Here is an 11472-nt window from a genome sequence, read left to right as displayed (position 1 = left end):
TCGCCTCACCGCCGAACTTCTTCGCCTGCACCACGGTCAAGGCCGCGGTCAGCGTGGTCTTGCCATGGTCGACGTGACCGATGGTGCCAACGTTCACGTGCGGTTTGGTACGCTCGAATTTTGCCTTGGACACGGTGCTACTCCGTTTTTGCTCTGTTGCGTCTCACACTGCCCTCTCCATATATATGGAGTCGGGCGACCTGGAGCCCATGACCGGAATCGAACCGGTGACCTCGTCCTTACCAAGGACGTGCTCTGCCGACTGAGCTACATGGGCGATAAACAGTCGGTCTCTCTCACTCTTTCGACGACACTCAGTCCAGCAAGCACTCTGGAGCGGGTGATGGGAATCGAACCCACACCATCAGCTTGGAAGGCTGAGGTTCTACCATTGAACTACACCCGCTTTAGGCGTTTAGTCCGGGCGCTCCGGTCTACCCTGCCAACGAGGGCTCCGGTGGTCTTAAGCGCCGCACTGTCTGGTGGAGGGGGAAGGATTCGAACCTTCGTAGGCGTGAAGCCAGCAGATTTACAGTCTGCCCTCGTTGGCCGCTTGAGTACCCCTCCACAGGCGAAGCCGGTAATTGTCTGATAAGTGGCTGAACCGTGTCAACTTAAAGCCCAGGAACGGCGCGGGTTTCGGGGGTATGGGTGGGGCCTTGCGGGCCTGCCGCGCACGACACTTTCACCGGCCGGATGGCTCTAAAGCATAGGAGGGGCCAATCCGGGGCTTGTAGGCCCCTTAGAGAGGGTGACGATCTCTTTTGGGATGGCTAAAAAAGCGGCGGCGGCAGGGCACTATTGCCCTACCGCCGCCCCTTAGAGGTCCGCCGGAGCCCTTACCGGGTGTCCGGCCCCCTCCCCGCGATCAGTGGAAGTTCTGGTGGCTATTCAGGGTGATGCCCAGCTTGGCCTTCCAGTAGGAGGCGATCAGGTCGTAGGTCTTCTGGGTCAGCGGCACGTACTGGAGCTTCTCGGCCTGCGCCTGACCCTTGGTCAGGGCCCAGCCGAAGAACTTGGCCACGGCGGTGTTCTGGGCCTTGTCACCATCGGAGCGCATCAGCACCCAGGTGGCGCCCGTGATCGGCCAGCTCTCGGCACCCGGCTGGTCGGTCAGGATCAGGTAGAAACCCTCCACCTTGGTGAAGTCGGCATTGGCCGAGGCCGCCTGGAAGCTCTTCAGCTCCGGGGCGACGGTCTTGCCGTCATGGTTCGCCATCTTGGTATAGGCCATGTTGTTCTGCAGCGCATAGGCGTATTCCACGTAGCCGATGGAGCCCTTCACCTGGTTGACGAAGTTGGCCACGCCCGCGTTGCCCTTGCCACCGAGGCCGGTCGGCCAGGAGACGGCGGTGTCGGAGCCCACCTTGGTCTTCCACTCGTCGGAGACCTTGGACAGGTAGTTGGTGAAGGTGAAGGTCGTGCCCGAGCCGTCGGCGCGGTGCACCACGGCGATGGTGGAGTCCGGCAGGGTCAGACCCGGGTTTAGGGCCACGATGGCCTTGTCGTTCCAGTTGGTGATCTTGCCCAGGTAGATGTCCGCCAGCACCTGGCCGTTCAACACCATCTGGCCGGGGGCCACGCCCGGGATGTTCACCACCGGGGTGATGCCGATGATGATCGCCGGGAACTGCACCAGGTTGTTCTGGGTCAGCACGTCCGGAGTCAGGGGCTTGTCGGTGGCACCGAAGTTCACCGTCTTCTCCTCGACGGCCTTGATGCCGCCGCCGGAGCCGATGGACTGGTAGTTCAAGGCGATGCCGGTGTCCTTGTGGTAGGTATCGGACCAGGCGGACAGCACCGGGTAGATGGCCGTGCTGCCGGCGCCGGTGAACTGCTGCTGATCGGCCGCCGAAGCGGCGCCGCCGAGGCTGGCGGCCAGCATGCCGGCAGCCAGGGCCGCCTTTTTGATGAAAGTGACTGACATGTCGTGACTCCCTAATTTAAGAGATGGTCGGATCTGGCACGCCCGCGGGGCCTGCCCGTCCGGGATGCGCGCCACTTTAGGGGAGGGGCGTTACGCCTCCATGACTGAAATATTTCAACAGTATTACAGCGTCCGGCCGCCCCCGTGATTTGACGTTTCGCCCTGCCTTTACCGCATCGGAAGGAAAACGAAAAACCCACAGCCATGGGCGCTGTGGGCGGGGGTAAGCGGGCGGAGAACTCGGGTCAGGCGGCTTTCTTGGGCGTGGTGCCGCGGGGGCTGTTGTCCCCGGGGTTCGCTCCGGGCGCGTGGCGGTTCAGGCGGCGGCGCCGGCGGCCCGAGGCCAGCCGCTGCAGGCGGCTTTCCAGCGTGTAGGAATCGGTGTTGATGAGCTTCATGGCGGCAGGTCCTTTCGCGGGGTGGGGTTCGAGCGGCATTCTGGCGGGATTTTCTTGCGCCCCTGTTAAGGGGCCATGAAGAACTGAAGTCTTAAGGAACAGCCGCATGCGGCCGAAAAGGCGGGCCCGCCACTGTGACCGCCGGGGGCGGGTAGGCATGAGAATCGCTGCCCCCAAAAAAAGGGCGGGTCTTTGCAGACCCGCCCCAACTCTCGTCTCGGAGGCTTGGAACTTAGGACCGGATCAGAACTTCACCTGGGCCCAGATGCCGAATTCCTGGGTCTTCAGGGAGTTAGTGGTGTTGCCGAGCTTGAGGTTGTCCGTCACCTTGTCGCTCTTGTAGGCGAGGGCCCAGGTCACATTCTTGTTCGACTTCCAGGCGAAGCCGGCGTTGTAGTACTTGTCTTCCTGGGTGGAGAAAGTGTCCTTGGTCGGCTTCACGTCGTCGTAGCGGCCGAACACGGAGAAGTCGGTGCCCGGGAAGTCATAGGACGCGAACAGCGAGGTGCCGTCCGACTTGGTGGTGGTGCCGGTGTTGGTCACGTCGTTCCACTTGTCGGCACTGAACCACTCGAGGCCCACGGTCAGGCCGGCGTCCTTCCAGGCCAGCAATAGGTCCTGGCGGCTAGCGGTGTTGGCGGCGGGAGCGGCTTCCATGTCCTTGCCGCGCTTGCCGGTATAGGCGCCGATGCCGATGATCAGCTTGCCGTCCAGCGGCGCGAAGCTCACGCGACCTTCCGCGTCCATGCCCTTGCTGCGGCTCGGGTTCTTGTAGCCGCCGCCGTTGACCAGCGACACGGAGTAGTTGGCGAGGTCGCCGCTGCCGTTCAGGTTCACGCCCCAGTCGGCGGAGTTGCCGAAACCGGTGCGGTCGATGAGGGTGTTCTCCACGAAGCGGTAGCCGTACACGCCTTCCACGTACGGGATCCAGGGCATGTCGGCGGCGCCGACGCGCAGCACGGCCAGCTTGCTGAACTTGCCCTGCACGTAGGCCTTCTTGATGAAAACCTGGGTCTCAGGGGCGTTGCCGCTGGAGTTGACAGTGGCGCCGGTGGAGTCCGTGCCGGTGACCGACAGCTTCGGGAAGTTGAAGTCGGTGGTCACGTTCATGGACCACATGTCGTCGAAGTCATGGTTGAAGATCAGATAAGCGCGCTTCACGTCCAGACCGAAACCGTTCGGGTCCTTGTCGGTCGAGCCGGTGGCGGTATCCTGGGTGGTGCTGATGCTGGTCAGGTCGGTGTACAGCACGCCGCCGAGGGTCGTGTCGCCGACGTCGGCATGGGCCAGCGGGGCGGCCAGGACCGCTGCGACCGCCAGGGAAATCAGGTTGAACTTACGCATGTCAAAGGTCTCCCTATGATTGATGAAATCTGCCGGCAGGACCGGATGGCGGGCAAGGTTACGGAGCGCCTATGACAGGCAGATTACAGAACCGGGAACCTGATGTGACAGGTTAAAACACCACAGCACGGCCCTCGCCCCCCACGGATCCAGGCGCATATGTTGTATTGCCGCGTCGGGACGGCGTCCCTGTCATATGCTTGTCAACCTGGATGCGTATATAAGCGGCGTGGACAGCGTGGACCTCAACCAACCCGGGCTCTACATCAACCGTGAGTTGAGCCAGCTGGCATTCAACCGCAGGGTGCTGGACCTGGCCCAGGACCCCTCCCTGCCGCTGCTCGAACGGCTGCGCTTCCTGTGCATCTCCTCCACCAACCTGGACGAGTTCTACGAGATTCGGCTGGCGGGCCTGAAGCAGCGCCTGGAGCTCCAGACCGCGCCCATGGGCCCGGACGACCTGCCGGAGTCCGAGGCGGTGCGGTGCATCAGCGAGGAGGCCCGCGACCTCGTCAGCCAGCAGTACCGCACGCTCAACGAGCTCTTGATCCCGGCGCTCGAGAAGGCGGCGATCCGCGTGCTGAAGCGCAGCGAGTGGAATGCCGCCCAGGAGGCCTGGATGCACAAGTACTTCCACGATGAAGTCTTGCCGGTGCTCTCGCCCATGGGGCTGGACCCCTCACACCCCTTCCCGCGCATCCTCAACAAGAGCCTCAACTTCATCGTCTCACTGGAGGGCAAGGACGCCTTCGGCCGCAACAGCGGCATGGCAGTGGTACAGGCGCCCCGTTCGCTGCCGCGCGTCATCCAGATCCCGGCGGAGGCGAAGGAAGGGCACCCCTTCGTGCTGCTCTCCTCCGTCATCCACGCCCACGTGGAAGAGCTGTTCCCGGGCATGAAGGTGACGGGCTGCTACCAGTTCCGCGTCACCCGCAACAGCGATCTGTATGTGGACGAGGAAGACATCGACGACATGCTGCGCGCCGTGCAGGGTGAGCTGGCCTCGCGCCGCTACGGCGATGCGGTGCGCCTCGAGGTCGCGGCCGAATGCCCCGAGGAGACCGCTGCGTTCCTGCTCTCGGAGTTCGAGCTCGCGCCCGAGGACCTCTTCACGGTGGAAGGACCGGTGAACCTGAGCCGCCTCGACGCCGTGTACGACATGGTGGACCGGCCTGAGCTCAAGTACCCGCCGTTCGTCCCCGGTATCCCCAAGGCGTTCACCGGCGGCAAGCCCATCTGCGAAGTGCTGGACGATAAGGACGTGCTGCTGCACCACCCCTATGAGTCGTTCATGCCGGTGCTGGATTTCCTGCGCCAGGCCGCCGCCGATCCCAAGGTGCTGGCCATCAAGCAGACCCTGTACCGCACCGGCCCGGACTCGCCGATCGTCGACGCCCTGCTCGCCGCCGCCCATGCCGGCAAGGAAGTCACGGTGGTGATCGAGTTGCGCGCCCGCTTCGACGAGGCGGACAACATCGCGCTCGCCAACCGCCTGCAGGAAGCCGGCGCCCACGTGGTCTACGGCATCGTGGGCTACAAGACCCACGCGAAGATGATACTGGTGGTGCGGCGCGAGGGCCGGAGACTCCGGCGCTACGTGCACCTCGGCACCGGCAACTACCACCCGCGCACTTCGCGCATCTACACCGACTACAGCCTGTTCAGCGCCGACGCGGACATGGGTGAGGACGTGAACCGCATCTTCCTGCAGCTCACCAGTCTCGGCAAGCTGAGCAAGCTCTCCTGCCTCAAGCAGTCGCCGTTCACGCTGCACACCGACGTCGTTGAGATGATCGACCGGGAGCGCAAGCATGCCGCCACCGGCAAGCCGGCCCGCATCATCGCCAAGCTGAACGCCCTCACCGAACCCGGCGTGATCCAGGCCCTGTACCGGGCCGGGATGGCGGGGGTGAAGATCGACCTGATCGTAAGAGGAGTGTGCTGCCTCAGGCCCGGCATCCCGGGCATGTCCGACAACATCAGGGTGCGCTCCGTGCTGGGCCGCTTCCTGGAGCACACCCGGGTCTACTGCTTCCACAACGGCGGCAAGCGCGAGGTCTACTGCGCCAGCGCCGACTGGATGGAGCGCAACTTCTTCCGCCGGGTGGAGGTGTGCTTCCCCATCACCCAGAAGAAGCTACGGGACCGGCTGCTGGTGGACCTGAAACGCTACCTCAAGGACAACACCGGCGCCTGGCAGCTCGCCACCGACGGGCGCTATCGGCGGCTGTCGGCCAAGGGTAAGAAACACCATTCGGCACAACAAGAACTCTTGGCGCAGTACGCGGATAAATAAATCAATTGACCTTCAGATTGAATCCCAGGTCTCTTAAGTTCTTTATCTCTTCTTCCATGTCCGCTTCCAGCAGCGGCCGGCGCTTGAGCCAACCCTTCTGGAACTTGAGCTTCAGCTGGTTGCCCCGCACCTTGAAGCTGAAGCGCGGCACCTCGGGCTCGTGGCCACGATTGAGGGAATAGGCGAGGCGCAGAAGCGCCGTGAGCCGGCGCGCCCTGTCCTGCTCGGCCCAGGCGAAACCATAGAACACGTCGGGGTCCACCCTCCCCCGGTGGCTTCGCACCAGCGCCGCCAGGAGCTGCTGCTCGTTGCGGGCGAAACCCGCCATGTCGGCGTTCGCCAGGATGTAGGCGCCATGCTTGTGGTAACCGCTGCGGGCCACCGCCCGGCCGCATTCGTGCAGCTGCGCCGCCCAGCCCAGGGCGCGCCGGCCGTCGTCTCCCAGGTCCCAATGGGTCGCGCCGCGGGCGAGCTTCTGGACTGTGTCCGCCACGCGCCGGGCCTGTTCCCGGTCCACGCTGTAGCGGGCCATGAGTGAGTCCACCGCCGCCGCCCGCACGTCCCGGTCCTTGAGCCGGCCGACGAGGTCCAGCAGCACGCCTTCACGTAGCGCGCCCGGCGCCACTTCCATGACGCCGAGATCCAGCGCTTCGAACACGGCCTGCAGTACCGCCACGCCGCCGGCGAATACCGGCGCGCGCTCCGCCTTGAGGCCCGGCAGCTCGTAGCGGCGGTGGTGGCGCTTCTGTACCAGCAGCTCGGCGAGGCGCAGGAGGTCCGCATGGGTGATCTCGCCGCGGGTCCAGCCCAGTTCCTCCAACACGTTACTCACTGCCCGGATAGTCCCGGAAGAGCCCAATGCCACGCGCCAGCCGGCGCGACGCAGTGCCGCTTCCACCGGTTCCAGGCGGCGGCGCGCTGCCAGCAGCGCATCCGCGTAGCTCTTGCGGGTGACGCCGGCGCGCAGGAAATGCTGGTCGGTGACGGTGCCGGAACCGATCGCCAGGCTCTCCATCAACTTCGGTTCGCCGCCCTGCCCCGCGATGAGCTCGGTGCTGCCGCCGCCGATGTCCACCACCAGACGCCGCTCGCGGGAGGGCGGCAGGTAGGCGCAGACGCCCCTATATATGAGCCGTGCCTCCTCGATGCCGCTGATGACCTCGATGGGGTGCCCGAGCATGCGGCCGCCCTCGGCGATGAAGTCCTGGCTGGCACGGGCACGGCGCAGGGTGTTGGTGCCCACCGCCCGCACGAACTCCGGGTTGTAGCCCGAGAGCCGGTCGCCGAAACGCTTGAGGCAGGCTAGCGCCCGCGACTCCGCGTGGCGGGTGATGCGGCCGCGGGCATCCAGGCCCGAGCCGAAGCGCAGCATCTCCCGCATGTTGTCCAGCACTTCGATGCGCCGTCCGGTGACCTGCGCCACCAGCAGGTGGAAGCTGTTCGAGCCGAGGTCCACCGCGGCCAGGACGTGGGGCGCCTGCTTCTTCTTCATGGACTTAAGGTTACCCCGAAAATGGGGCGGTCAGGCAGGCGCGTGCGTCGGAGTCACGTGCCGGATATCCAGCCCTTCTACAAAGTAAAACACTTGCTCGCTCACGTTCTTGGCATGGTCCCCGGCGCGTTCCAGGGCCCGGGTCAGCCACAGCACATAAAGCAGCCGGCGGATGTCGCGGGGGTCGGTGCTCATGGCAGCCATGCAGCGGGCGTTGATGGCCTCGTGACGCTGGTCCACCGCCGCATCCCGGCGCAGCACGTCCCGCGCCAGGCGCACGTTGTAGGTCTCGAACGCCATGACCGCGTCCCGCACCATGTCCCGCACGTCCTGCCCCAGGAGGCCGAGCTCGGCGTAGTTGTCCCACGGGCGGTCCAGTCCCGTGAGGTGCACGGCGATGCGCGCCACCTTCTCCGCCTCATCGCCGATCCGCTCCAGATCGGAGGTGATCTTGATGACCGACAGCACGTAGCGCAGGTCCATGGCGGTAGGCTGGCGCCGCACGATCACCCGGCTGCATTCGTTGTCGATGGCGACCTCCAAGAGGTCCACCCGGTAGTCCTCCACTTCCACCTGGTGGGCCAGATGCACGTCCGCGGTGGTGAGCGCGGTGAGTGCAGCGCCGATCTGCCGCTCCACCATGTGTCCCATGTCCAGCGTCAGGGTGCGGATCCGCGTCAGGTCATCGTTGAAGGCATGCGAGATGTGTGTGCTGAGATCGTTCTCTTCCATGATCCCTCCCCACCGACCGTCAGACGACGCCGGCCGGTTCCGGCTCGCCTAGTCCCTCGTCTCCCGTGATCACGGCCTCACGCTCGAACCGCTCGAGGCGGGTCAGCGCGTGGGTCACGGCGCGCCAGGACTCATCCGCCAGCAGACGGCAGTCGCCCGACCGGCTCGCGAGCTCCGGCAGGAAGTTCACCTCGGCGAGCACCGGCTCCGCCGCCAGGAGGCGCCACAGATGGCAGAGGAAGCTGTCTTCCCCCACGAACGCCACCGCCGACAGCCGAGTGCCGTAATAGAGCGCCACCGGCTGCACCGGCACTCCCGCGTCCACCGCCGCCTGCAAGAGGCGCGGCCGGAAACGCAGCGGCAACGTGGAGCCCGTACTGGTGCCCTCCGGGAAGAGCGTCAGACTCTCACCGGCCTCGAGCCGCGCCACCATGCGCGCGAGCACGCGCTTCACGTCGTCATGGGAACCGCGGCGCACGAACTCGGTGCCGCCCATCTGCGCCAGCCAGCCGAGCAGCGGCCAGCGCGCCATCTCCGCCTTGGCCACGAAGCCGGAACGTGACTGGGTGGCGAGCACGAGGATGTCGACCCAGGAGAGATGGTTCGCCAGCATCAGGCCTCGTGCGGGCCGGCCGCAGGCGATGACCCGGATGCCCAGGATCGCGACCCCCTGCATGAGCCACCAGCTGCGCAACGCCGGCACCTGCCGCCGCAATGGTGGCAGCGTGAGCGTGAGGCCGCCCAACAGCAGGCCGAGCAGCACATGTACCGCCAGCAGCGACGCGCGCAGGAAGCGAATCAGCCCACGCGGCATGGGCTCAGGCAACCTGCTTCAGGAAACGCCGCGCATAGCGCTGGCGCAGGTCCGCCGGATCCAGCAATACCACCACGTCGGCGGTGTTGAAGTCAGGATCCCAGCAGGGCTCGCCGCAGATCCGCGCGCCGAGGCGCATGTAGGCGAGCAATAGCGAGGGGATGCGCGCCGGCGGCACAGGCCCGTCCCTGAGCGGCAGCGGCAGCTTCGGCCGCACCCGGAACTCCTCCGGCGCCATGTAGCGCTCCGCCAGGGTGGCGAAGGCGGCCATGGCGTTGGCGCCGTCGCCCAGCACGGGGATGCTGGCGCAGCCCAGGATGCGATTGAACTGCGACACCTGGAAGAAGCGCGCCAGCCCTGCCCACAGCATGGACACCACCATTCCGCCGCGATACTCCGGGTGCACGCAGACCCGCCCTATCTCCATCACGCGGCCGGGGGCGGTGATGAGGTTGCCGAGGTCGAACTCGGTCTCGGAATAGAATGAGCCCGCACGCTGCGCGTCCACATCCAGGAGCACGCGCAGGCAGGCCACCACCTCGTCGTTGCGCCGGTCGCGCACGATGAGATGGCGGCAGTAGGCATCGAAGGGGTCCACGTCGAGGCCGGGTTCTTCGCTGTGCAGGCGTGCCTGCATCTCCCCGGCGAACACCCGGTAGCGCAGCCGCTGGGCGGCACGCAACTCCTCGTCGTCGCGGGCGAGGCCCACGTGCAGGTCCGGTTTCCCCAGGACGGCGGGAGCGGCGCCCTCGAACAGCAGTTCCGGATTGACGGCCATGACGGTCTCCTGACGGGTTTCCGAGCGTCAGGATGCCGTTGGCTTATAAAGAGGCTATGACGGTTCCTTGACCGTTCGGTGAAACCCGGCAAGCCACGCAGGCCGGCCTACTTTAGATAGGTGTTTTCCACATAGCACCAGGCCCAGTCATCTCCCTGTTCGATCGTCTTGATGATGGGGTGCCCAGTCCTCTTGTGATGCGCGGCGGCGTGCTTGTTCTTGGAGCTGTCGCAGCAGCCCACGTGGCCGCAGGTCATGCAGATGCGCAGCTGCACCCACTCGTCGCCGAGGGCCATGCACTCGGGGCACTCATGCCGGGCGTATTCCACCTCCTGGGCCTGGCTGGTATGGATGCAGGCAGCGGACTTAGCCTGCCGCTGGCTGAGCTTCACTGGGGTCATCACATGCCTCCTGCAAAACGGCAGTCTTCGCCTTGCACCCGCGACGCGTCAAACCGGAGCATTTCCCGTACTGCGCGCGACCTGTCACAATCGCTCCATGAGACACCCATACGCACTTCTCCTCGCGGCCCTGCTGCCGCTCACCACCTTCGCCACCGATGCTCCTCCCGCGCTCAAACAGCTGCTGGACAGCGGCGCCAAGCTGGAGCGCAGCTTCCCAGCGGTGGACGGCCTCACCGGCTGGGTGGTGAGGCTGCCCGACCGTCCCGTGATCGTCTTCACCACGCCTAGCGGCGCCTATGTGTTCGGCGCACCGCTGGTGGACAAGGACGGGAACAACCTCACCCAGCAGTACTTCGACAAGTACGTGATGGCACCCCAGGCCGAGTCGCTCGCCACCTCGCTGGCGAAGGACCTCGCCACGGTGGAGGAAGGCAAGCCGGATGCACCGTTGCTCTATGCCTACGCTGACCCCAACTGCATCTACTGCAATCACCTGTGGACGCAGCTGCGGCCGTTCCTGGAAGCGGGCAAGGTGCGGGTGCGCTGGGTGATGGTGGCGTTCCTGAAGGAATCCAGCCCGGGCCGCTCAGCTGCGATCCTCGCGGCGAAGGACAAGGCCGCGGCGCTCGCGCTAGACGAGACTCAGTTCGACACCGCCCACGAGGAAGGCGGCATCCCGCCCCTCTCCCCCATCCCGCCGCAAGTCAGCGCCGCGCTGCTCGCCCACGGCGAGCAGCTGAGGCAAGTGGGCGATCCCGGCACGCCGCTGCTGCTGTTCCGGCGCTCGGGTCAGTGGGCCCTGAGCGCGGGTCTGCCGAAGGACATGACGGCATTCATCTCTACTCTCGACCCGAAGTGATCAGCGCTCGCGCCGCGGCCTGAACAGCGCTTCGTCGGCCTCGTCTTCGTAGGATTCACCGCTCGCGCCGCGGCCGCGCACGCTCTCGCCGTCCTCTGCATAGCCGGCCTCGTTGCGGTCGCCGCTACCATGGCCCGCAGGCGACCGCCGCTTCGGGTCGCCTTCCGCCCGGTCCGACGAGAGATCTCCGGCGAGGCGTTCGGGGTTGTCGTAATCAGGATCGCCATCTCCGGCATGCTCCACGCTGCCCGGATCCGGCCGGGGCCCGACGGATTCGATGCTCTCGTTGTCGCCGGGACTGCAGACGACGTTCTGGTAGCTGTCGAGGATGTAATGCATGCTGCTCTCCTTGCTGCTGGCGACCAATGTATCGGCGCATGTCACATAACGACATCGGGTGAAGGCCCGGCTTCGATCGCGGATTGCCC

12 protein-coding genes and 3 tRNA genes are annotated in these 11472 nt (G+C 65.6%); 2 read left to right on the top strand and 13 right to left on the bottom strand.

The window, feature by feature from the left end:
* The 7 genes from VF651_10475 to VF651_10445 form a co-directional block, all read right to left on the bottom strand.
* The coding region (locus VF651_10475; GenBank protein ID HEX7966129.1) for a GTP-binding protein at positions 1-133 on the bottom strand (133 nt) is incomplete at its 3' end.
* Between the two features lie 68 nt (positions 134-201).
* A tRNA-Thr gene (locus VF651_10470) sits at positions 202-277 on the bottom strand.
* Between the two features lie 55 nt (positions 278-332).
* Positions 333-406, bottom strand: a tRNA-Gly gene (locus VF651_10465).
* 74 nt (positions 407-480) lie between these two features.
* Positions 481-567, bottom strand: a tRNA-Tyr gene (locus VF651_10460).
* 301 nt (positions 568-868) lie between these two features.
* On the bottom strand, positions 869-1885 hold the full coding sequence (gene pstS / locus VF651_10455) for a phosphate ABC transporter substrate-binding protein PstS (protein HEX7966128.1): 1017 nt from the start codon (positions 1883-1885) through the stop codon (positions 869-871).
* A gap of 287 nt (positions 1886-2172) precedes the next feature.
* On the bottom strand, positions 2173-2364 hold the full coding sequence (locus VF651_10450; GenBank protein ID HEX7966127.1) for a hypothetical protein: 192 nt from the start codon (positions 2362-2364) through the stop codon (positions 2173-2175).
* Between the two features lie 204 nt (positions 2365-2568).
* Entirely contained in the window at positions 2569-3669 is a 1101-nt protein-coding gene (locus VF651_10445) for a carbohydrate porin (protein HEX7966126.1), read from the bottom strand.
* Positions 3670-3865: 196 nt separating this feature from the next.
* On the opposite strand from VF651_10445, the gene ppk1 reads away from it, so the two are divergent.
* A complete protein-coding gene (gene ppk1, locus VF651_10440; GenBank protein HEX7966125.1) occupies positions 3866-5965 on the top strand; it encodes a polyphosphate kinase 1 in 2100 nt (699 codons plus the stop codon).
* Between the two features lies 1 nt (position 5966).
* On the opposite strand, the gene VF651_10435 is transcribed toward ppk1, so the two are convergent.
* The 5 genes from VF651_10435 to VF651_10415 form a co-directional block, all read right to left on the bottom strand.
* Positions 5967-7457: a Ppx/GppA phosphatase family protein gene (locus VF651_10435; protein ID HEX7966124.1), complete on the bottom strand. Its 1491-nt coding sequence runs from the start codon at positions 7455-7457 to the stop codon at positions 5967-5969.
* Between the two features lie 30 nt (positions 7458-7487).
* Positions 7488-8189, bottom strand: a complete 702-nt coding sequence (phoU, locus tag VF651_10430; GenBank protein ID HEX7966123.1) for a phosphate signaling complex protein PhoU — start codon at positions 8187-8189, stop codon at positions 7488-7490.
* 19 nt (positions 8190-8208) lie between these two features.
* The gene (locus VF651_10425; GenBank protein ID HEX7966122.1) at positions 8209-9003 is read right to left on the bottom strand and encodes a lysophospholipid acyltransferase family protein; all 795 of its coding nucleotides are present in this window, start codon (positions 9001-9003) and stop codon (positions 8209-8211) included.
* 4 nt (positions 9004-9007) lie between these two features.
* A complete protein-coding gene (locus VF651_10420; protein HEX7966121.1) occupies positions 9008-9781 on the bottom strand; it encodes a GNAT family N-acyltransferase in 774 nt (257 codons plus the stop codon).
* A gap of 107 nt (positions 9782-9888) precedes the next feature.
* Positions 9889-10182, bottom strand: coding sequence for a UBP-type zinc finger domain-containing protein (locus VF651_10415; GenBank protein ID HEX7966120.1), 294 nt, complete (start codon positions 10180-10182; stop codon positions 9889-9891).
* 97 nt (positions 10183-10279) lie between these two features.
* Between VF651_10415 and dsbG the strand changes: the two genes are divergently transcribed.
* Positions 10280-11044, top strand: coding sequence for a thiol:disulfide interchange protein DsbG (gene dsbG / locus VF651_10410; GenBank protein HEX7966119.1), 765 nt, complete (start codon positions 10280-10282; stop codon positions 11042-11044).
* On the opposite strand, the gene VF651_10405 is transcribed toward dsbG, so the two are convergent.
* A complete protein-coding gene (locus tag VF651_10405) occupies positions 11045-11383 on the bottom strand; it encodes a hypothetical protein (protein ID HEX7966118.1) in 339 nt (112 codons plus the stop codon).
* Positions 11384-11472 lie beyond the last annotated feature (89 nt).

The sequence above is a fragment of the Gammaproteobacteria bacterium genome, from assembly GCA_036383255.1.
Classification (GTDB): Bacteria; Pseudomonadota; Gammaproteobacteria; order Natronospirales; family REEB76; genus DASUBN01.
This window is presented reverse-complemented; position numbering and strand designations above follow the sequence as displayed.